Origin of the sequence: Mesorhizobium sp. KACC 23794 (assembly GCF_052180275.1) — a bacterium.
In the GTDB taxonomy this organism is placed as follows: Bacteria; Pseudomonadota; Alphaproteobacteria; order Rhizobiales; family Rhizobiaceae; genus Kumtagia.
Genome location: NZ_CP197465.1, coordinates 2,491,590 through 2,511,317 on the forward strand (window position 1 = coordinate 2,491,590; position 19,728 = coordinate 2,511,317).

A 19,728-nucleotide genomic window follows, 5' to 3' on the forward strand; every position below is an offset into this window, starting at 1 on the left:
CCGTCCCGACAACCCCCGGGCGCCAAGTCACCGAAGCAGGCGATCCCGGTGTCATCCCCCTGTCATCGAATCTGCACAATAAGCCCGGCATGCGATCGCATGCTGCGCCCACCGCCAATGCCGGACCGGAGCCGATGGACACTCTCGTTGCCGCGCCTGGCGATCCTGGCTTCAGCCGCATCCTGATCGTCACCGATGCCTGGCATCCGCAGGTCAACGGCGTGGTGCGCACGCTGCAGCATCTCGCCGACAATCTGGTCGCCACCGGCAACATCGTCGAGTTCCTGACGCCGCAGGAGTTCCGCACCATACCGATGCCGTCCTATCCCGACATCCGGCTGGCGCTGGCGACGCCCGGCAGGGTGGGCAGGCGGATCGAGGCGTTCCGGCCCGACCATATCCATATCGCCACCGAAGGGCCGCTGGGCCTGCTTGCCCGCCGGCACTGCCTCAAGCGGGGGCTGGTCTTCACCACCAGCTACCACACGCGCTTTCCCGAATATGTGCGGGCGCGCGTCCCGATCCCGGAAAGCTGGATCTACCGGCGGCTGCGGCGCTTCCACAATTCCGGCGCGGGCACGCTGGTGGCGACGCCGTCGCTGGCGAAGGAACTGACGGCGCGCGGGTTCGAGCATGTGCGGCTGTGGACGCGCGGTGTAGATACCGAACTCTATCGGCCGGACCGCAAGCCGGTGCTCGACCTGCCGCGGCCGATCTTCCTGTCGGTGGGGCGGATCGCGGTGGAGAAGAACCTGCCCGCCTTCCTCGACCTCGACCTGCCGGGCAGCAAGGTGGTGGTCGGCGACGGGCCCGGTCTGGCGTCGATGAAGGAGCGTTATCCCGACGCGCATTTCCTCGGCATGCATACGGGCGAGGACCTCGCCAATCTCTACGCCTCCTGCGACGTCTTCGTTTTCCCGAGCCGCACCGACACGTTCGGCATCGTGCTGCTGGAGGCGCTGGCCAGCGGCCTGCCGGTCGCGGCCTACAACGTCACCGGCCCTGCCGATGTCTTCGCCGACGGTATCGGCGGCGTGCTCTCCGACGACCTTCGCGAAGCGGCGATCGCCGCGCTCGACATCGATCGCGAGACGGCACGGCGCAAGGCTTCGACCTACAGCTGGGCAGCCAGCGCGGCGCTGTTCATGCGGCATGTGCGGGCCGCGCATGTCGAGCAGTCCGCGCCGCTGCCGGCGGGGGAGGCGGCGCCCTCCTACTGAGTGGGGGCAGGCGCGGCGACAGGCGCCGGCGCCCTGGCTTTACCCAGGCGCGACAGCAGGTAGGCGACACCCAGCGTGATCGCCACCAGCACGATCGACAGCAGCGGCCTGTACCAGAACCAGGCGACCGCGATCGTCGTCACGCCGACCAGCAGAGCCAGCACGAAGGCCAGCACGCCGGTGCCCAGCCGCACGATGCTGCCCAGGAAGGGAATGACGTCGGCGATCACGCCGAGCAGCCCCAGCAGCAGCGAGAAGCCGAAGAACAGCAGGAGCAGGCCGACGGCGCGCAAGAGCCAGGTGATCATCGTATTCTCGGCCACTGCCTCGGCGAACATCTTGTCGGCGGACACCAGCCCGCTGTCGACCATCAGCAGGTCGCGGCCGGCCTTCGTCGCATAGGGCTGGACTTGTTGCCCGCCTGCTTGCCGATGATGCTGAGGTCGCCGGCCGGCACCAGCGAATAGGAGACGCGGTAGTCGCCGACCGCCGGCGAGGCCGGGTTGCGGCCGAGATAGATGCGGCCATCGACGATGCTCACCTTGGACGTGCCCTGGAACGCGGACTGCACCGTGCCCAACTGGTTCGGCGCTACGGACAGCCGCTCCTCGCCCCCGACCAGGTCGAGCACCGGCTTGTCGAGGGTGAAGGCGCCAAGTTGCGCCTGCGGCACCTGATACTGCCGGTCGCGGATCTCCATCGACGGGTTGAAATGGCCGGAGGGCTGCTTGAAACCGCTGGAATCGATCGGCCGGTCCGACCAGTCCTTCGAATAGGTGTAGGTGGTGACCGTTTCCTCGCCGCCGCCGAGCTTGGTCTTCGTCTCGGATTTCGAATCCTGCTTCCACTGGTACATCTCGACGGAGCGTTCGAGCCTGAGGCCCGGCGCGGAAATGCCGAAATCGGGATCGGCAGGCGTCGAACCCGTCGTCGCCTTGCCGCCGACATGCACGAGCTTTCCTTCGTTGGCCGCGTCGACCGCATCCGGCTGGATGGATACGACTGCGCTTGCGCCCTCGGCCAGCGCCTTGGCGGTGGTGACGGCGCGCCCCTCGTTCCAGAACAGCAACACGACCATGCCGACGATCAGCAGCAGGCCGATGAAAAACCCGCCGACCGAGCGGCCAATGCGGCCGAACCACGAGGTCGAGGTCACTTCCCGGAAAGAATCGCTCATTGTTGCCCCCGCGCGCGATTTCCCGCGCATATCGGGCATTTTTAGCCGGGAAGCAATCGCATGGCGCGCCCGACCAACACCATCATTGTGGCTTGCGGGACGACGCTATGCCGAAGCGAGCCAGTTGCGGACGATCGCCTCTTCCTCGTCCAGGCCCTCGGGCACTTTCCTGCGGGACCGCCGCGCCTGCGACAGTTCGCCTGCCAGGCGGCCTTCCGACCAGCCCTCCAGCACGCGGGGGTGGATGTAGCAGGAACGGCAAACGGCGCGTGTATTGCCGAGCCGCGCGGCAACCACGTCGATCACGCTGTTCATGATGCGCTTGCGCGTCGCCACTGCCTCGGGAACGGGCGTCTGCGCAAACAGCGAGGCGGCATGGATCGTGCCGCCCCAGGTGCGGAAATGTTTTGACGTGAAATCCTGGCCGCAGGCCTCGCGGATATAGTCGTTGATGTCCTGCGAGCCCAGTTTCCGCCGTTCGCCGTCGGCGTCGACATACTGGAACAGTTGCTGGCCCGGCAGTTCCTGGACAAGCCGGACGATCCTGGCCATGCGGCGGTCGACAAGCTGGATGCGCCATTCCTTGTTCGACTTGCCCTTGAAGGCGAAGCGCAGCCGCGAGCCTTCCACTTCGACATGGCGGTTCTTCAGCGTCGTCAGGCCGAAACTCTTGTTGTCGCGGGCATAAGCGGCGTTGCCGACGCGGATCATCGTGTTGTCGAGCAGCCAGACGATCGAGGCGACCACCTTTTCACGTGGCAAACTGCGGCGGCGCAGGTCGGCATCGACCTGGGTGCGCAACGCCGGCAGCGCGTCGGCGAAGGCGGCGAGACTGGAGAACTTCGCCTCGTCGCGGCAGAGCGACCAGCGCTCGTGATAGCGGTATTGCTTGCGGCCCTTCACGTCGCGGCCGGTCGCCTGGATATGGCCCTTTTCGCTGGGAGCTATCCACACATCGGTCCAGGCGGGCGGGACCGCCAGGTATTTTATGCGGTCGAGGGTTTTGGCGTCAGCCACCGGTTTGCCGGCGGCATCGCGATACGAAAACCCTTTTCCCGAGCGTCGCCGCCGGATGCCGGGTTCCTCGTCGCTGACATGGAGCAGTGCTGCTTCCCTCGCTGACGCCCACGGCTCCGGCCGCAGCGCCCGTTCCTCCACCCGCTTCAACATTCACCGCTCCTCGCTTTGCCGTTCTCAAAACTCGGGCTGTGCGGAACTTGTTCCTCGACATCGAAAATCGGTGCCGGCCACCGGGAAATGATCCGGCCGGGTCATCCGTTCGGGCACCCTTCTCGTATCGAGCTGTGCTGTCGAACCCCGACTGGAGCGTTCATGTCGAAAACCGACGACGATGATATCGACCTCGTCTGCCCGCAGGTGGTGGCCGACAACGCTGCACGCGGCCTCGCCTATCGCGAAAAATTCGGCCGTGGCGGCACGGAGATCGGCGTCGGCCGCGCGCGCGAACTGATGTCGCGCCGTCCCGTCGCCCCTTCGGTCATCCGCCGCATGGTGAGTTATTTCGCCCGCCACGAGGTCGACAAGCGCGGCAAGAATTATGGCAATGACGCCAATCCGTCGGCCGGCTACATCGCCTGGCTGCTATGGGGCGGCGACGAGGGCAGGGCGTGGGCGCTGGAGCTCAAGAAGAAGATTGGCAACGCGCCGGATATTTGAAATATGCCGCCTCGGCATAAGCCAGCGCGCAGACGCCTCAAACGCAGGCGCCTTGCAAAGAGAACGGCGTCAGAACAGCCGGCCGCCGTCCGGCACTTTCAGGTCGATGGCGCCGAGCACGACCGCGCCTTCCTCGTCGGGAAAGCCCAGCGTCAGCACTTCCGACAGGAATTTGCCGATCTGGCGCGGCGGGAAATTGACCACTGCAAGAACCTGCCGGCCGACCAGCGTCTCCGGCGCATAATATTTGGTGATCTGCGCCGAGGACCGCTTCACGCCGATCGCCGGTCCGAAATCGATCTTCAGCTTGATCGCCGGCTTGCGGGCTTCCGGATAGGGCTCGGCCTCGACGATGGTGCCGGCGCGGATGTCGACCTTGTCGAAATCCGCGAAGGAGATTTCGGGCTTGACCGGTCCGCTGTCATGCATGTCTCAGGCGTTGCCCATCGTCTCGAACAGCACGCCGGCCAGCGCGTCCTTGGCCGAGGTTCCCGACCAGACGACGAACTGGAACGCCTGGAAGTAGCATTCGCAGGCTTCGAGCGCGCTGGAGAGCAGCACTTCGACTTGCTGGCTGGAGGGCTCGACGCCGCCGGCCAGCAGCAGCGACTGGCGGAACATGATTGCGCCTTCCTGCTCCCACAAGTCGAAATGCCCGAACAGCAATTGCTCGTTGATCAGCGACAAAAGGCGCATGACCTCCAGCGTGCGCGCCTCGGGAACCTTGATGTCGAAGGCGCAGGCCAGATGCAGCGCCTCGAAATCCTCCATCCACGAGAAGGAAACGTGATAGTCGGTCCAGCTGCCGACGACCGAGATGGCGATCTCGTCGTCGCCGGTGCGCTCGAACGCCCAGTCGTTGTTGTGTGCGACCTGCTCGATCACGTCGACGGGGTGGATGTCGCGGGAGACGTCGAGTTCGACCAGTTCCATGAGGCTAATCCTGTCGTTCCCCGTAGACCGGAAAGTCCGGCAACGGCTGGATGGTGGGCGATCTTCGTCACTGAACAGTCCGGAATGGTACGCCGGCGCAACTCGACCAACGCCGCACCTTTTGTGCCGGCGCATGAGCCCGCCCCGAATCATGCAGTAAATTCAGTGTATTGATCGCGAGTCCCGTGACCAGTCCCTTTTTTAGGGGAGGGCCGCCGGCCTGTGGACAGGTGCTGCGGAAAAGATTCACGCAATCCGCATAAGCGATTCAGGAGAAAGCGCTTTTTTGAACAACCGGCTGTGGAAAATTTTAACGAATTATTTCTGGGGATCGGTCTTGGCGGCGCGTCTGGTCCGGCCTTTGGGCTCCTCCAGCGGCTCCTCGCCGGGGATTTTCCCGGCGTCGCTCTCCAGGCCGGCCAGCCTTGCCTCGAGCGCGTCGATGCGGGCGGCGAGTTTCTTGTTCTCGGCGCGAGCCTTCACCGCCATGTCGCGCGCCGCCTCGAACTCCTCGCGCTGCACCACGTCCATGGTGTTCAGAATCTTTTCGGCCTGGCCGCGGAAGGCCGTCTCCACCTCGCGGCGCACGCCCTGCGCGGCTCCGGCGGCGTCTGTCATCAGCTTGGCAAATTCGTCGAGGATGCGGTTGGGTCCGGTCGTCATGGCAAGGCCTCCGATCGTTTCCATCGAGGTAATCCCGCGCCGCCGTCATTGCAAGGCGCATATCGCGCCTTGCCTTGACCCTGCCCGAAGCCTGCATCATGGTCCGCGCGCTCCGTCCCCGACCGCGAGACCGTCTTGATCGATTCCATTGTCCTGCCGCTCGCGGCGCTGCCGTTCCCCGATATCGACCCGGTCATCGTGCGGCTCGGGCCGCTGGCGGTCCACTGGTACGGCGTCGCCTATATCGTCGGCATCCTGTTCGGCTGGTGGTATTCGAAGCGGCTGGTCTCGAACCAGCGCCTGTGGCCCCATGGCGAACGGCCGATGCGTCCGGAGGATCTGGACGACTTCCTCGTCTGGGCGGCGGTCGGCATCGTGCTCGGCGGGCGCGTCGGCTACGTGCTGTTCTACGATTTTGCCCGCTATCTGCAGAACCCGCTCGACATCTTCGCCGTCTGGCAGGGCGGCATGTCCTTCCATGGCGGCTTCGCCGGCACGACGCTGGCGATGATCCTGTTCGCGCGCTCCCGCGGCATCCGCGTCTGGACGCTGTTCGATGTGATCGCCGCCAGCGTGCCGGTGGCGCTCGGGCTGGTGCGCGTCACCAATTTCGTCAATTCCGAACTGTGGGGCAGGGTGACCAATGTGCCATGGGCCTTCGAATTCCCCAATGGCGGGCCGTTCACCCGCCACCCGAGCCAGCTCTACGAAGCGCTGCTGGAAGGGCTCGTGCTGTTCTTGCTGCTGCGCATCCTGACGCATGTCTTCCTCAAGCTGAAGAGCCCGGGTTTCGTGGCCGGCGCCTTCGTCGCCTTCTACGGCTGTGCCCGCATCTTCGTCGAATTCTTCCGCGAGCCCGATGCCCAGCTCGGTTATCTCTTCGGCGGCTGGCTCACCATGGGCATGGTGCTGTCCGTGCCGATGGTGCTTGCCGGCGTCTGGGCGATGGCGACGGCGCGGCGGATGGACACGCCCAAGCCGGCATGAACGCGCTGAAGGAGCGCATCGTCGACCTGATCGAGGCGCTGGGGCCGATCAGCGTCGCCGAATATTTTTCGCTCTGCCTCTCCGATCCGACGCACGGCTACTACATGACGCGCGATCCTTTCGGCCGCGACGGCGACTTCACCACCGCGCCGGAAATCAGCCAGATGTTCGGCGAGGCGGTCGGCGTCTGGCTGGTGCTTGCCTGGCGGGCGCTCGGGCGGCCGGCGCGGCCGGTGATTGCCGAGATCGGGCCGGGACGCGGCACGCTCGCCAGGGACATTGTTCGCACGCTGGACAAGCTTGAACCGGATTTGCGGCTCGCCGCGCGTTTCACCCTCGTCGAGACCAGTCCGAAGCTGACCGCCGTTCAGGCGAAGACGCTGGAAGGCGCCGGCGGCCGCTTCGACTGGGCAAGGAGCGTCGACGAATTGCCGGACGGTCCGCTGTTCATCGTCGGCAACGAATTGTTCGACGCGATCCCGATGCGGCAATATGTGAAGACAGGCGGCGCCTGGCGCGAGCGCATGATCGGGCTGGACGGGCAGGATCGCCTGTTTTTCGTCGCGGGCGCCGGCTCGTTCGACCCGTCGCTGTTGCCGCCGGATGCCGGGGCAGCCGGGGAAGGCACGATCTTCGAGGCTGCGCCGGTGCGCACGGCGCTGATGCAGAAGATTGCGGAACGGATCGCCGACCGGGGCGGGGCAGGGCTGTTCATCGACTACGGGCATCTTTCGTCCGGCTTCGGCGACACGCTGCAGGCGGTTCGAAAACACCGGCCGGAGGACGTGCTGGAAAACCCCGGCGAGGCCGACCTCACCTCGCATGTCGACTTTTCCGCGCTTGCAGAAACCGCGCGCGCGGCGGGACTGGACGCTCACCTGACGACGCAGGGTCAGTTCCTGCTGGGCCTCGGCCTGCTGGAACGGGCCGGCCGGCTCGGCGCCAACGCCACCGAGGCGAAGCGAGAAGAGATCCGCGCCGCCGTGGAACGGCTCGCCGGCCCGGACCAGATGGGCGACCTGTTCAAGGTCCTCGCCATCCTGCCGCGCGGCGTTTCGGTGCCGCCCTTCGACGGGTAGCAGCCCGCTCCCGCTTTCGTGACGGCCTTTTCCACAAATGGCTGCGAGAATCCTCGCGATTGCGCTATGGTCACCGTCATGGGTCGCGTTCGACGTGGCCGACCGACCTGGGCACGGCCCGCCGTGACGCGACCGCTCCGAACCTGACAGGAGGAACGGTCATGGCGAGTTTTCATGTCATCGCGGGCGCCGGCGACAGGATCGTCCACCCCGACATCCGAAAAATCGGCTTTGCCGACCTGGGGGACGCGCTGCGGCGTGGCTTTGCCGACTTCATGGCAAAGCCGTCGCACGTCGTCTTCCTCTGTATCGTCTACCCGCTGGTTGGCGTGGTGCTGGCGGCCTGGACCTCCGGCAACAATGCGCTGCCGATGCTGTTCCCGCTGATGTCGGGCTTCGCGCTGATCGGCCCGTTCGCCGGCATCGGCCTCTACGAGATCAGCCGGCGGCGCGAGGCGGGGCTGGACACGTCCTGGCACCACGCCTTCGACGTGCGCCATTCGCCGGCCGTTCCGGCGATCGCGGCGGTCGGCTTTTTCCTGTTCGCGGTGTTTATCGCCTGGCTGCTCGCCGCCCGCGCCATCTACATCGCGATCTATGGCGACGTGGCGCCCGCCTCGCTGGCGACATTCCTGTCCGACGTGCTGACGACGCCGCAAGGCTGGCAGCTCATCCTCATTGGCGGCCTCGTCGGGTTCGTCTTCGCGGTGGTCGTGCTGTGCACGACGGTCATCGCCTTCCCGCTGCTGCTCGACCGCGATGTCGGCGCCTACGAGGCGATGGCCACCTCCTTCCGGGCGGTAGTCGCCAATCCGGTCGCCCTGATGGGGTGGGGGCTGCTCGTCGCGGCGCTGCTTGCCCTCGGCTCGATCCCGGTCTTCGCCGGGCTGATCATCGTCATCCCGGTGCTCGCTCATGCGACGTGGCACCTGTACCGCAAGGTGGTCGAGCCGCCGCGTGAGTGAGAGGCCCCTAACCCTCCCCCTTGAGGGGAGGGTCGCGAAGCAATCCGCTCGGCACGAGCGGTTTTGCGACGCGGGGTGGGGTCGCCGCGGCCGTGCTCCATCCTGAGGCGACCCCACCCCGTCTCGCGATCTCCGCTTCGCTCCGAATGCTCGCCGACCCTACCCTCAAGGGGGAGGGTTGGTCACTCCATCGCCAGAATCATGTTGCGCACCACCGGATAGATCTCGCGTTCCCAGCGCTTGCCGTTGAACACGCCGTAGTGGCCGACATTGGCTTGCAGATGGTGGCGCTTCAGATGCGGGCGCAGCGTGCGGCAGAGGTCGTGCGCGGCGGAGGTCTGGCCGAGCGCGCAGATATCGTCGCGTCCTCCCTCGACGGTCAGCAGCGCGGTGCGGCGGATGGCGCCCGGATCGACCTTGCGGCCGCGATAGGTGAAGTCGCCGGTTGCGAGTTCGGCCTTGTGGAAGATGCGGTCGATGGTCTCGATGTAGAACTCTTCCGTCAGGTCCAGCACCGCGAAATACTCGTCGTAAAAAGTTTTTATCTTGTCGGCTTCGGCTGTCTCGCCCTTGGCCAGATGTTCGAAAAGCTTCTTGTGCGCGGTGCGGTGGCGGTCGATGTTCATCGCCACGAAGGCGGTGAGTTGCAGGAACCCCGGATAGACCCGCCGCCCGCCGCCGGCATAGCGACCCGGCACGCGGGCGATCACCGAGCGCTGGAACCAGGCGAGCGATTTCGCCACCGCGAATTCATTGACCTCGGTCGGGCTCTCGCGCGGGTCGATCGGCCCGGCCATCAGCGTCATCGACAGCGGCGTCGCGGGGTGCTTGTCCTCCGACATGATGGCGACGGCGGCCAGCGCCTGCACGCAGGGCTGGCAGACGGCGAGGATATGGCCGCCCGGCCCGATCTCCTCCAGGAATCGAATGATGTAGTCGATATAGTCCTCGACGCCGAAACTTCCGGCCTCGACCGGCACGTCGCGGGCGTTGGCCCAGTCGGTGATGAAAACGTCGTGGTCGCGCAGCAGCGTCTCGACCGTGCCGCGCAGCAGCGTGGCGAAGTGGCCCGACAGCGGCGCCACCACCAGGATGCGCGGCTGCGGTGTGTCGACGTCCTTGGAAAAATGCAGCAGTTTTCCGAAAGGCATGTCGAGCGCGGTCTCCACCGTCACCGGCACGTCGCGATTGCCGACGCGGACCGTCGAAATGGCGAAATCGGGCCGCGTATGGGTCAGCTGGTATCTGGAGATCATCTCCATCGCCGCCGCGAAGCGCCCGCCCAGCCCGCTGCCGAAGCTCAGGAAGCCCGGGCCGGCGAGGGACCGCACGGCATTGGCCAGCGACCGGATCGGGGCGATCAGATCGTCCTGCATCTGGTAGGTCTGGTAGAGCATTTTTGCCCCTTCCTGCCGGAGGCTCTGTTGCAGTGCAAAAAAGCTAGTGCAAATCCTGCTGCATTGCGAGAGGATTGTGGAACGCATCCACCGACCGCATCGGCAGGCAAGACATGACAGAAGGGACGCTCACCATCTCGTCGAAAAATTATTCCTCCTGGTCGCTGCGCGGCTGGCTGCTCTGCCGCATGGCCGGCCTCGCCTTCGAGGAGAAGCGGGTCGACCTCGAAGACCTGGAGGCGCGGCAGGAACTGCTGCTGCTGTCGCCGTCGGTGCTGGTGCCGCGTCTGACGCATGGCGACGTGACGGTGTGGGATACGTTGGCGATCGCGGAATATCTGGCCGAGATCGCGCCCGACGCCGGGCTGCTGCCGGCCGACCGCGTGGCCCGCGCCCATTGCCGCGCCGTCTCGGGCGAGATGCATTCGGGTTTCCACAATCTGCGCTCGGCGTTGCCGATGAACCTCAAGGCGCGGCACAAGGCGTTCAAGATTTTTTCCGGCGCGCGACCCGATGTGGAGCGGATCAAGACGATCTGGAGCGAGTGCCTCGCCACCTATGGCGGGCCGTATCTGTTCGGCGCACTTTCGGTGGCGGACGCCATGTATGCGCCTGTCTGCAGCCGCTTCCGCACCTATGCGGTCGATCTCGACCCGGCGCTGTCCGCCTATTGCGAGACGATCTTCGAATGGTCGCTGATGCGCGAGTGGACCGAAGGGGCGCTGGCAGAACCGGACGAGATCGTCGAACTCGAGGTTGAATTCTAAGGCCGGACAGCTTCCTGCCACGCCTGCAGTTCACGAAAAATTTCCTCAATCAATAAAAAGTGATTTCCTGGGCCTTTCAGAATCCCGAATCACAGGGTTCCCTATAGGGAAGGCAGTCGGAGAGCTGTCGGGAGGAAACGTGGTGCCGCACAGGTAAGGAGGCCCGGCAATGACCCGCTATCCGACTATGCCGAAAGGCTCCGCCGCCGACGAGATTCGGTGCGAGGTGGTCTTCGATCCAATGGAACGCGCCGAAATCGAACGCGCCATCGATGCAGTCTGCGCCGAACTTGGCCTGGATGCGATTCTGGACGAGCGCCGTTCGCGCATTGCCCGGGGTATCAAGTCCACCTGGCGCGATGGGCGGCGGCTGCCGCTCAACCTCGTCAACGCCGGGCTGGATGCTGTCGGCGCCTGACGCCGCGCCACGATGGCGCGAGCCGTCCGGCGGGAAGGCCGTTTAAGGGAAAGCTATGTCGCCGTCCGCTACGCGAAGCTTCGCGCCTCGCGGAAGGAGACCAGCTTGCGGCGGGTTTCGCACCACAGGACCAGTTTCACGCATTGCAGGCTGTGCAGCGGCGTGATGCGGCCGATCTGGCGGAGCTCTGGATGATCGCGCAGCACTTCCGGCAGGCGGTAATAGGGAACGCGGCTGGACAAATGATGGACGTGGTGGACGCCGATGTTGCCGGTGAGCCAGCGCAGTACGCCGGGCAGATGGTAATAGGACGAGCCGTGCAGCGCCGCGTCCTGGAATTTCCAGTCGGCATCGTGGTCCCAATGCGTGTCCTCGAACTGGTGCTGGACATAGAACAGCCAGATGCCGGCGGCACCCGCCAGGATGACGATCGGTATGTGCACGGCCAGGAACGACCACGGCCCGATCAGCCAGATCAGCCCGCCGGCGATGACGGCGATGGCGGCGTTGGTGGCCATGGTCGACACCCACGGCTCGGCGCCGACGCGCATCATGCCCACCGGCAGCCGCTGCTTGAGCAGGAACAGCCAGATCGGGCCGACGCCGAACATGATCAGCGGATTGCGGTAGAGCCTGTATCCGAAACGGCCCCACCAGGACAGCGCCCGGTACTCGGCGATGGTCAGCGTGGTGATGTCACCGACGCCGCGGCGGTCGAGATTGCCGGCGGAGGCGTGATGCTCGGCGTGGGCGCGGCGCCAGTAATCATAGGGCGTCAGCGTCAGGACGCCGATCGCCCGGCCGGTCCAGTCGTCGCCGTGACGGTGGGCGAAGAAGGAGCGATGGCCGCAATCGTGCTGGATCATGAACAGCCGCAGCAGGAAGCCGGCGGCCGGAATGGTCAGTGCGAGGCCGATCCACCAACCGTAATGCACGGCAGCCCAGGAAAGCGCCCACAGGCCGCAGAAGGGCAGGAGGGTGACCGTCAGTTCGAAGGCGCTGCGGCCCCGGTGCGGCTTTGCGTAGGCCGACAGGATCTTAGGCCACGCTTTCGCATGGTCGGTCTTCGGCATGGTGGCGGCTGACTGCATCGGCGACTAATGTCAGGATGATGACAGCGGCGCAAGGACGGCCGGCAATCAATCGGCGCGAAGGCGGTCAATTCATTTTGTTTGGGTTGGCCGAGCACCAAGTTCGGGTACGGCGTAGTATCTCAAAGCTGCGACGTTCGACCTGCGCGAGTATCGGCGCGTGCTTCTTCAGCGAACCCTTCCAGCCGTCCCGCTTTCACATCGGCCTCGAATTGTCGATCCCAACGCTGCCACTGCAGTTCAGCGGACCACTCGGCGAAGGCTTTCAACTCCTCGTCCGAGAGGGCTGACACCGAGTTTTCAATCTGCTCGAGCTTGGTCATGCTTCAAGATACCATTGCTTTGTCCGCAAGCAAGATCGTCATCCCGCTATGTGGCTGAGCGACGTTACCGCCCAGGCCGCCCGCTCTTCTTCGACCGTTTTCCGCGTGCACGTTCCTCGGTGGGGTCCTCATACGAACCGATGCCGACTTTCTCGCGCTTGATCGGCTTGGCGCCGTCCACAGGCTTCTCCGTCCGGCGCACCGTCATCTCGTCCAGCGAGTTTTTGCGGAACAGCGATTTTCCGGCATCGTCCGGCGTGCCGTAGTCGGCGCCATGCGCTTCGCTCGCGCTCTGCTTCTTGAACAGCGAGCGAGAGACGGCGCCGGCCGGCGTCGGCATGTCGGTGCCGGGACCCATGTCGTCGAGCGAGGGTTTTGCGAACAGCGGCTTGCCCTGCCGCTCGCGGCCGGCCGGCACGGCGTAGTCGCCGGCACGGCCCATTTCGTCCAGTGATGGCTTCGTGAACAGGTTCGGACGCGCGGCCTTTTCCGCCGCTTCCGCGGCGCGGGCCGCATCGAGTTTGCGGAACCGCTCCTGCTCCTCGACCGTGCGGTGTTTTGCGACGCCCTTGTTGTGCTTGCCCTTCTCGCGGCCGGAGACCGGGCTTATCGTATCCGCGTATTTCGCCAGCGGGTCGTCGGAGATCGAGAGTTCCATCTCGCGCAGCCGCTTGATCTCGTCGCGCAGGCGGGCCGCGCTTTCGAAGTCCAGGTCGGCGGCGGCGTTGCGCATCTCTTTTTCCAGCGCCTCCAGATGGGTCTTGAGATTGTTGCCCATCATTGCACCGGCGCCGTCGGTGAACTGCGAGATGTCGGCGCGGACATGGTCCTTCTCGTAGACCGAGTCGAGAATGTCCGAGATGCGCGACTTGACGCTCTCCGGCGTGATGCCGTTGGCCTCGTTCCAGGCCATCTGCTTCTCGCGGCGGCGGTTGGTCTCGGCCATCGCCCGCTCCATCGAGCCGGTGATATTGTCGGCATAGAGAATGACCTTGCCGTCGACGTTGCGCGCCGCGCGGCCGATGGTCTGGATCAGAGACGTCTCGGAGCGGAGGAAACCTTCCTTGTCGGCGTCCAGAATCGCGACGAAGCCGCATTCGGGAATGTCGAGGCCCTCGCGCAGCAGGTTGATGCCGACCAGCACGTCGAACGCCCCGAGGCGCAAATCGCGCAGGATCTCGATGCGCTCCAGCGTGTCGATGTCGGAGTGCATGTAGCGGACGCGCACGCCGCGCTCGTGCAGATATTCTGTCAGGTCTTCCGCCATGCGCTTGGTCAGCACCGTGACCAGCGTGCGATAGCCTTTGCGCGTGGTCTCCTGAATCTCGCCGACCACGTCGTCGACCTGCGTCTTGGCCGGGCGCACTTCGACCGGCGGGTCGATCAGGCCGGTCGGCCGGATGACCTGTTCGGCGAAGACGCCGCCGGCCTGTTCCATCTCCCAGCCGCCAGGCGTCGCCGAGACGGCGACGGAGAGCGGGCGCATGGCGTCCCACTCCTCGAAGCGCAGCGGCCGGTTGTCCATGCAGGACGGCAGGCGGAATCCATACTCGGCCAGCGTCGCCTTGCGCCGGAAGTCGCCGCGATACATGCCGCCGATCTGCGGCACGGTCACATGGCTCTCGTCGATGAAGATCAGCGCGTTGTCCGGCACATATTCGAACAGGGTCGGCGGCGGGTCGCCGGGCATACGGCCGGTCAGGTAGCGCGAATAATTCTCGATGCCGGCGCAGGAGCCGGTCGCCTCCAGCATCTCGAGGTCGAAACGGCAGCGCTGCTCGAGCCGCTGTGCCTCCAACAAGCGCCCAGCCTTTTCAAGCTCTTGCAGGCGATGCTGAAGCTCTTCCTTGATGGACTTGATGGCTTGATTCAACGTCGGCCGCGGCGTGACGTAATGCGAGTTGGCGTAGATCTTCACGCTCTTCAGGTCGCCCGTCTTGCTGCCGGTCAGCGGGTCGAACTCGGTGATCGACTCGATCTCGTCGCCGAACAGCGTGACGCGCCAGGCGCGGTCCTCAAGGTGGGCGGGAAACAGTTCGATCGTGTCGCCGCGCACCCGGAAGGAGCCGCGAACGAAATTGATGTCCTGGCGCTTGTATTGCTGGGCGACGAGATCAGCGAGAAGCTGGCGCTGGTCGATGCGGTCGCCGACCGTCATCTGGAAGGTCATTGCCGTATAGGTCTCGACCGAGCCGATACCGTAGATGCAGGACACCGAGGCGACGATGATGACGTCGTCGCGCTCCAGCAGCGAGCGCGTCGCCGAATGGCGCATACGGTCGATCTGCTCGTTGATCGACGATTCCTTCTCGATGAAGGTGTCGGTGCGCGGGACGTAGGCCTCTGGCTGGTAATAGTCGTAATAGGAGACGAAATACTCGACCGCGTTCTCGGGGAAGAATTTCTTGAATTCGGAATAGAGCTGCGCGGCCAGCGTCTTGTTGGGTGCAAGGATGAGCGCCGGGCGCTGCGTCTCCTCGATCACCTTGGCCATGGTGAACGTCTTGCCGGAGCCGGTGACGCCGAGCAGCACCTGGGTGCGATCGGCATTGTCGACGCCTTCGACGAGGTCCTTGATCGCGGTCGGCTGGTCGCCGGCGGGCTCGAAATCCGAGACCATCTTGATCGCTATGCCGCCTTCCGATTTGTCGGGGCGGGCAGGGCGATGCGGCGTCCAGATCTGGCCGTTCTTGTGCAGCGGGTTGCCGCTCTCGATCAACGCCGACAGTGCTTCCACCGTAGCGGTCACGCCGGATGTCGGCAGCGCCTCGGCGTCTTCCAGGCTGATGTCGAGGCCGGGGATCGGATTGAGGCCGGCCGCCGTGCGCTCGCGCGCGCTCGCCGCGCCGCCCATCGAGGTGCCGCGCGCCGTCTTGGTCGGAGCGGAAGAGCGTTCGGGGATTTTCTTGGGCGCTTTGGCATCGGCCTTCGAAGGTGATCGCCCGTCGCGCTCCGCTTCCCTCGAAATCTGTTCGGCCCATTCGGAAACCGAGCCGCTCAACGGCGTCCCGGAAAACTCCGCCTGCGGCGCTTCCTCAAAACCGCCGCGATGCAGGGGCTCGGAAGCGTCGTGATAGTCGGTCAGCGGGTTGCCGCGCTTGCGGTAACCGCCGTCCTTCGCCGCCGGCGGCTTTTTGTCGGGTGATCTGGCCATGACCGGAATATGGGCGGAGTCCTTGCAAATGGGAAGGGCGGCGATCGCAGGCGTGCGGCGGGGCTTTCCAATCCTGACAACAGGCTGTCAGCAAGTCGCTGCCATGATCTCGAGGCCGCGGGCAATCGCAGCGGCTTGCCGCGTGTCTACCCGCTTGCCGTGATCGGGCTATGTCTCGCCGCTTGCAAAGCCCGGCCCGATCGCCAAAAGATGCGAGCCAGCGACGGGGGATCGGTCATGGACGCACAGGAATTCCTGCCGGACGAAAAAGTCATCGCCTCGATCAGGCAGGACATCGCCCGTTACGAGCAGGAGCGCGTCCGGGCGCGGCGCAAGGTCATGTGGCGCGTTCCGCTTTTTCTCGTTTTGCTGGCGGCCGCCGTCTGGCTGCTGGCGCTTGCCTTCAATCGGGTCGCCGACCCATTCGAGCAATGGACCTCGACGCCACACGTCTTCCTCTACGTGGTCGGCGTCATCCTCGCCCTGGTGCTCTATTGGCGGGCGCGTAAACCGGTGTTCGAGCTGCAGCGCTCGTTTCGTTCGAAGCTGCTGCCGATCATCTTCGGCTTCATCGGCAATCTACGCTATGGCAAGGGCGTGCGCCCGGAATCGTCTGACCGGCTGCCGCCCGAGACCGTGGGCGACTACGATCACGCGGTTTACGACGACGTGGTGGCCGGCACCTATGGCGGCTTCAGTTTCGAGCTCTACGAGGCGACCTTCAAGGACAAGGTCGGCAAGACCGAAACCACGATGTTCAAGGGCATCGTCATGGCCTTCGAGATGGAACAGCCCTTTCCGGGGCTGCTGGTCGCCACGCGCAAGACGGATCATGTCGTGTCGTTTTTCCGCGGCCTGTTCGGGGCGTCGGTGGATCAGGTCGAGAGCGGCATCCCGGCGATCTACGAGAAATACGACTTCCGCACCGACAATGGCGAGGCGGCGCAGCCGCTGGTGCGCGGACGGCTGGCGCAGGCGTTGCAATGGCTGGCCGAGGCCTGGCCGGGCGAGCCGGCGCGGGTGGCGCTGCGCGGCGGCGACGGTTTTCTTCTCCTGCCGACGCCGAAGGATTTCTTCGAGCTGCCGCCAGCCTCCGTGCCGCTCGACTACAAGACGCATGTCGAGCCGATCATAGCCGACATGGCCTCGCTGATCGCCACGGCGGCGCTGGTGCGCAAGGTCGGCAGCGGCGGCGAGGCGTCCTAGCAGGGCCGATGCGGGCGCGATCTTCCCGCATCGGGCATCCGTGGAATTTGCAGGCGAGGCCGGAACCTGAGCGTATCCGGTGTCGATGGTATCGACGGGAAAAACCGTAGGGGGAATGATCGAATGTCGGATGTCGGCCTGTTCGCAATCGCGGTCGTCCTGCTGCTTGCCTGTCTCGCGGCCGGCTTCCGCCGATGGGGCCACGCCGATCTCGGCCCCACGGGTTCGGGAACGGTCGCACGGTTCGTGCTGGTGTCGACGGCGATCGGCGGCATTCTCGGCGCACCATTTTGGTGGCTGGACCTGACGCCGAGTTTCGCCTGGGATCTGCCGCCGGTCGCCTCGCGCATGCTGGCGGCCGCCGCCTTCGCCTTCGGCTTGGCCGGAATCGTCGTGCTGGAGCGGCCGAGCGAGGCGCGCACGCGGCTCTATTTGACGCTGATCGTCGTCTATCTCGTGCCGCTGGCGCTCGCCGCGGTGCTGCTGCATCTCGACCGCTTCGATTTTGCAGCGCCGGTCACCTACGGCTTCTTCGCGGTCGTGGTGGTCCTGTCGGCGGGCTCGCTGGCGACCCTGGCGCGGCCTGCGCATGCAGCCAATGCCACTGCGCCGTGCGCTGCGGTTTCGGCGTGGCTGCTCATTGCAGGTATCGTATTGGGCCTGTGGGGCATCGCCTTGTTCGGCGCGCCCACCACAAACTATCCGCTGGTCTTCAACTGGCCGAAGGACCCGCTGTCGTCGCGTCTCATCGCCGCGATGCTGGTCACGATCGCGTTGGCGTTTCTGCTGTCGCGCAACGATGCCGGGCGGGCGCGGCTGTCGCTGGTGTTCGCCGCCGCCTATGGCGCGGGCGTCGTCGCGGCCTGCCTGATGAACATGGCCGCCGCCCTGCTGGTGCCGCCGCTCTACACCGGCGGCTTCGCGGTGGTCGCGATCGGATCGCTGCTGCTGCTGGTTACCGACAGGGGGCAGCCCGGACACGTCCGCGTCCCCTGATCGGTATCAGGCGCGCCCTGCCTGCTTCATCTGGACCAGTTCCGCGCCGGCCTTGCCGCCGTCGGGTGTAAAGCCGTTGGCGGCTTCCATCTTGCCTTTGCGCGATTTGGCGGCGGTGTAGAGGCTTTCATATTGCTTCAGCTGCGCGACGGTCGCTTGCAGTTCGGCGATCTGCTCGCGCATATGCTCCGTCTGGCTGCGGCCCTGGTCCGCGCCCGAAGCCTCCTCGGCTGCCGCCTGGGCTTGTATCCGGCGTTCGTTGTCGAGTTCGATATTGGCCGCGGCCAGCCGCTTTTCCAGCACGTGGCGGTCGGCTTCCATGTCGTTCATCTTGGAGCGCAGCGTCGTCAGGTCGGAGACGGCGTCGCGCTGCTCGTTGGCGGCGACTTGCAGGCGGGCGTTGAGGGTCTGCAACTCGCTGCGCAGCGCCTGGTTCTCGCTCTGGAAACGCTTGTCGCGCTCCGTCAGCTCCGCCGCGAGACGGGTGGTGTTCTCGTTCGCCTCGATCAGCTTCGCCTCGAGCGCGTCGTTCAGCTTCTGCAGCCGGGTGCCGTCGGCCTCTTCGGCGACGAGCCGCGACATGATCTCCGCGAGGCGCGCCGAGTCGCTGGCGTGCATGGCCGAAAGCTCCTCGACCCGGCGGCGGGATTCGGCCTGTTTCTTCTGGGCGAGGTCGAGCTCGACCGAGAGGCCGACATTCTTCTCGCGCAGCATCTCGGATTCGCGCATATAGCGCTCGGCCTCGTTGGTGCGCGCAGCGTGGATGGTCTGGAGTTCGCCATACATCGACTCGCAGCGGACGATGGTGTTTCGCGCCTCGACGACATCGAGCCGCAGGCTGCCGATCGTCTCGCGCGTAGTCTCGGCCTCGTCGAGCAATTTCGCCTCGCGCCGCTTCAGCACGTCGACGAGCTGGTCGTAGCGGGCGCGCAGCCGCTCCAGCTTGTCGACGCGATCCAGCAGGCGCCGGTTCTCGGCGGCATAGGCGGCGTTGCCGTTTTCCAGGTCGTTGGCGCGGTGGATGTCGGCGTAGCAGTCGTCGAGGAAGTCGCGGCTCATGTGCTGCGAAGCCATGATGCTCGCCAGCGCCTCGCCGATGCGGTTCAGGTCGTCCTGGGCGCGGGCTCGCGCCTCCTCGAAGGCGGAGTAGCCGGCGAGGCGGCCTTGCGTATGCGCCGTGACGCGATCGCCCTGGTCGGCCGCCGGCTGTTCGATCAACGCCAGGCTGCCCTGATCTTCCATCGGCTCAAGACTATCCTGCATGTCGATCGGCGGTGTGTCGTCGATCTCGTTGAGAGGCATGATCAATTTCTCGTTCAGGACGTCCGACATGCCGTCCTCAAGCGTCACGAACGCCCGCTTCAACGGATCCCGCCGGGTGAGGATGTTTGCGAGATTCATGGCTACTTCTCCCTGATACTATGTCACTCGAACGCGCGGGCGATCATTTACACATCGTTAAGTAAGCATATCCTGTTTGATGCGCTTGGGAATAGCCCCTTTGGGAGGAGGTTTTGGTATAGTAAACGGCCATTTGCAGGGGTTTGCCCGTGCAATACGCTAGTCTTGTTTTGGCAATATATTTTCTGATCTATGTCGAATGATCATCGAAATTGTACTCAATCTATACTGAAAAACATAGAAATCCCGATAATCGGCGGCGCGGGCTCGCCGA

General features: G+C 65.1%; 18 protein-coding genes and 1 pseudogene. 9 read left to right on the top strand and 10 right to left on the bottom strand.

The features are described 5' to 3' along the window. The first annotated feature begins 134 nt into the window (after positions 1–134). The gene (locus ACSBOB_RS12350; protein WP_442583719.1) at positions 135–1,220 is read left to right on the top strand and encodes a glycosyltransferase family 4 protein; all 1,086 of its coding nucleotides are present in this window, start codon (positions 135–137) and stop codon (positions 1,218–1,220) included. On the opposite strand, the pseudogene ACSBOB_RS12355 reads toward ACSBOB_RS12350, so the two are convergent. Further along, positions 1,214–2,436, bottom strand: a pseudogene (locus tag ACSBOB_RS12355) (TMEM43 family protein). The gene ACSBOB_RS12350 and the pseudogene ACSBOB_RS12355 overlap by 7 nt on opposite strands. Positions 2,437–2,502: 66 nt before the next feature. Further along, positions 2,503–3,567, bottom strand: coding sequence for a DNA topoisomerase IB (locus ACSBOB_RS12360; RefSeq protein ID WP_442582683.1), 1,065 nt, complete (start codon positions 3,565–3,567; stop codon positions 2,503–2,505). Between the two features lie 162 nt (positions 3,568–3,729). Here ACSBOB_RS12360 and ACSBOB_RS12365 point away from each other — a divergent pair, with 162 nt between their 5' ends. Then, positions 3,730–4,074, top strand: a complete 345-nt coding sequence (locus tag ACSBOB_RS12365) for a hypothetical protein (RefSeq protein WP_442582684.1) — start codon at positions 3,730–3,732, stop codon at positions 4,072–4,074. Positions 4,075–4,143: 69 nt separating this feature from the next. Here the strand turns inward: ACSBOB_RS12365 and ACSBOB_RS12370 are convergent, their stop codons facing one another. The 3 genes from ACSBOB_RS12370 to ACSBOB_RS12380 all read right to left on the bottom strand — a co-directional run bounded on the left by ACSBOB_RS12370 (position 4,144) and on the right by ACSBOB_RS12380 (position 5,670). After that, on the bottom strand, positions 4,144–4,503 hold the full coding sequence (locus ACSBOB_RS12370; protein WP_442582685.1) for a tRNA-binding protein: 360 nt from the start codon (positions 4,501–4,503) through the stop codon (positions 4,144–4,146). A gap of 3 nt (positions 4,504–4,506) precedes the next feature. Further along, positions 4,507–5,007, bottom strand: a complete 501-nt coding sequence (locus tag ACSBOB_RS12375; RefSeq protein WP_442582686.1) for a YbjN domain-containing protein — start codon at positions 5,005–5,007, stop codon at positions 4,507–4,509. A 318-nt stretch (positions 5,008–5,325) separates the two neighbouring features. Beyond that, the gene (locus ACSBOB_RS12380; protein WP_442582687.1) at positions 5,326–5,670 is read right to left on the bottom strand and encodes an accessory factor UbiK family protein; all 345 of its coding nucleotides are present in this window, start codon (positions 5,668–5,670) and stop codon (positions 5,326–5,328) included. A gap of 135 nt (positions 5,671–5,805) precedes the next feature. Between ACSBOB_RS12380 and lgt the strand changes: the two genes are divergently transcribed. From lgt to ACSBOB_RS12395, 3 genes are all read left to right on the top strand, one after another. Continuing rightward, positions 5,806–6,657: a prolipoprotein diacylglyceryl transferase gene (gene lgt / locus ACSBOB_RS12385; protein ID WP_442582688.1), complete on the top strand. Its 852-nt coding sequence runs from the start codon at positions 5,806–5,808 to the stop codon at positions 6,655–6,657. Beyond that, a complete protein-coding gene (locus tag ACSBOB_RS12390) occupies positions 6,654–7,736 on the top strand; it encodes a class I SAM-dependent methyltransferase (protein WP_442582689.1) in 1,083 nt (360 codons plus the stop codon). The genes lgt and ACSBOB_RS12390 overlap by 4 nt, the downstream gene beginning before the upstream one ends. A gap of 161 nt (positions 7,737–7,897) precedes the next feature. Continuing rightward, positions 7,898–8,701 carry a DUF2189 domain-containing protein gene (locus ACSBOB_RS12395; RefSeq protein WP_442582690.1) on the top strand — a complete coding sequence of 268 codons (804 nt, stop codon included), beginning with the start codon at positions 7,898–7,900 and terminating at the stop codon, positions 8,699–8,701. A gap of 182 nt (positions 8,702–8,883) precedes the next feature. On the opposite strand, the gene ACSBOB_RS12400 is transcribed toward ACSBOB_RS12395, so the two are convergent. Continuing rightward, positions 8,884–10,098, bottom strand: a complete 1,215-nt coding sequence (locus tag ACSBOB_RS12400; protein ID WP_442582691.1) for a polyhydroxyalkanoate depolymerase — start codon at positions 10,096–10,098, stop codon at positions 8,884–8,886. A 113-nt stretch (positions 10,099–10,211) separates the two neighbouring features. Here ACSBOB_RS12400 and ACSBOB_RS12405 point away from each other — a divergent pair, with 113 nt between their 5' ends. Continuing rightward, positions 10,212–10,865 carry a glutathione S-transferase gene (locus tag ACSBOB_RS12405; RefSeq protein WP_442582692.1) on the top strand — a complete coding sequence of 218 codons (654 nt, stop codon included), beginning with the start codon at positions 10,212–10,214 and terminating at the stop codon, positions 10,863–10,865. 169 nt (positions 10,866–11,034) lie between these two features. After that, positions 11,035–11,283: a hypothetical protein gene (locus ACSBOB_RS12410; RefSeq protein ID WP_442582693.1), complete on the top strand. Its 249-nt coding sequence runs from the start codon at positions 11,035–11,037 to the stop codon at positions 11,281–11,283. Positions 11,284–11,351: 68 nt separating this feature from the next. Here the strand turns inward: ACSBOB_RS12410 and ACSBOB_RS12415 are convergent, their stop codons facing one another. The 3 genes from ACSBOB_RS12415 to uvrB form a co-directional block, all read right to left on the bottom strand. Further along, the gene (locus tag ACSBOB_RS12415; RefSeq protein WP_442582694.1) at positions 11,352–12,374 is read right to left on the bottom strand and encodes a fatty acid desaturase; all 1,023 of its coding nucleotides are present in this window, start codon (positions 12,372–12,374) and stop codon (positions 11,352–11,354) included. A gap of 122 nt (positions 12,375–12,496) precedes the next feature. Beyond that, on the bottom strand, positions 12,497–12,697 hold the full coding sequence (locus tag ACSBOB_RS12420; protein WP_442582695.1) for a hypothetical protein: 201 nt from the start codon (positions 12,695–12,697) through the stop codon (positions 12,497–12,499). A gap of 64 nt (positions 12,698–12,761) precedes the next feature. Then, the gene (gene uvrB, locus ACSBOB_RS12425) at positions 12,762–15,851 is read right to left on the bottom strand and encodes an excinuclease ABC subunit UvrB (protein WP_442582696.1); all 3,090 of its coding nucleotides are present in this window, start codon (positions 15,849–15,851) and stop codon (positions 12,762–12,764) included. Between the two features lie 237 nt (positions 15,852–16,088). Here uvrB and ACSBOB_RS12430 point away from each other — a divergent pair, with 237 nt between their 5' ends. Both ACSBOB_RS12430 and ACSBOB_RS12435 read left to right on the top strand, forming a co-directional pair. Beyond that, entirely contained in the window at positions 16,089–17,057 is a 969-nt protein-coding gene (locus ACSBOB_RS12430; RefSeq protein ID WP_442582697.1) for a hypothetical protein, read from the top strand. A gap of 123 nt (positions 17,058–17,180) precedes the next feature. Further along, on the top strand, positions 17,181–18,053 hold the full coding sequence (locus tag ACSBOB_RS12435; RefSeq protein WP_442582698.1) for a hypothetical protein: 873 nt from the start codon (positions 17,181–17,183) through the stop codon (positions 18,051–18,053). A 6-nt stretch (positions 18,054–18,059) separates the two neighbouring features. On the opposite strand, the gene ACSBOB_RS12440 is transcribed toward ACSBOB_RS12435, so the two are convergent. Further along, complete coding sequence (locus ACSBOB_RS12440; protein WP_442582699.1) at positions 18,060–19,454, bottom strand: hypothetical protein; 1,395 nt, start codon at positions 19,452–19,454, stop codon at positions 18,060–18,062. Positions 19,455–19,728: the final 274 nt, after the last annotated feature.

Bases quoted from the DNA above. Each gene is read 5' to 3' on its own strand.
- ACSBOB_RS12410 (WP_442582693.1), top strand. From the start codon at position 11,035: ATGACCCGCTATCCGACTATGCCGAAAGGCTCCGCCGCCGACGAGATT.
- uvrB (WP_442582696.1), bottom strand. From the start codon at position 15,851: ATGGCCAGATCACCCGACAAAAAGCCGCCGGCGGCGAAGGACGGCGGT.
- ACSBOB_RS12405 (WP_442582692.1), top strand. From the start codon at position 10,212: ATGACAGAAGGGACGCTCACCATCTCGTCGAAAAATTATTCCTCCTGG.
- ACSBOB_RS12375 (WP_442582686.1), bottom strand. From the start codon at position 5,007: ATGGAACTGGTCGAACTCGACGTCTCCCGCGACATCCACCCCGTCGAC.
- ACSBOB_RS12440 (WP_442582699.1), bottom strand. From the start codon at position 19,454: ATGAATCTCGCAAACATCCTCACCCGGCGGGATCCGTTGAAGCGGGCG.
- ACSBOB_RS12415 (WP_442582694.1), bottom strand. From the start codon at position 12,374: ATGCAGTCAGCCGCCACCATGCCGAAGACCGACCATGCGAAAGCGTGG.
- ACSBOB_RS12365 (WP_442582684.1), top strand. From the start codon at position 3,730: ATGTCGAAAACCGACGACGATGATATCGACCTCGTCTGCCCGCAGGTG.
- ACSBOB_RS12435 (WP_442582698.1), top strand. From the start codon at position 17,181: ATGTCGGATGTCGGCCTGTTCGCAATCGCGGTCGTCCTGCTGCTTGCC.
- ACSBOB_RS12360 (WP_442582683.1), bottom strand. From the start codon at position 3,567: ATGTTGAAGCGGGTGGAGGAACGGGCGCTGCGGCCGGAGCCGTGGGCG.
- ACSBOB_RS12430 (WP_442582697.1), top strand. From the start codon at position 16,089: ATGGACGCACAGGAATTCCTGCCGGACGAAAAAGTCATCGCCTCGATC.
- ACSBOB_RS12420 (WP_442582695.1), bottom strand. From the start codon at position 12,697: ATGACCAAGCTCGAGCAGATTGAAAACTCGGTGTCAGCCCTCTCGGAC.
- ACSBOB_RS12350 (WP_442583719.1), top strand. From the start codon at position 135: ATGGACACTCTCGTTGCCGCGCCTGGCGATCCTGGCTTCAGCCGCATC.
- ACSBOB_RS12370 (WP_442582685.1), bottom strand. From the start codon at position 4,503: ATGCATGACAGCGGACCGGTCAAGCCCGAAATCTCCTTCGCGGATTTC.
- ACSBOB_RS12400 (WP_442582691.1), bottom strand. From the start codon at position 10,098: ATGCTCTACCAGACCTACCAGATGCAGGACGATCTGATCGCCCCGATC.
- ACSBOB_RS12395 (WP_442582690.1), top strand. From the start codon at position 7,898: ATGGCGAGTTTTCATGTCATCGCGGGCGCCGGCGACAGGATCGTCCAC.
- ACSBOB_RS12390 (WP_442582689.1), top strand. From the start codon at position 6,654: ATGAACGCGCTGAAGGAGCGCATCGTCGACCTGATCGAGGCGCTGGGG.
- ACSBOB_RS12380 (WP_442582687.1), bottom strand. From the start codon at position 5,670: ATGACGACCGGACCCAACCGCATCCTCGACGAATTTGCCAAGCTGATG.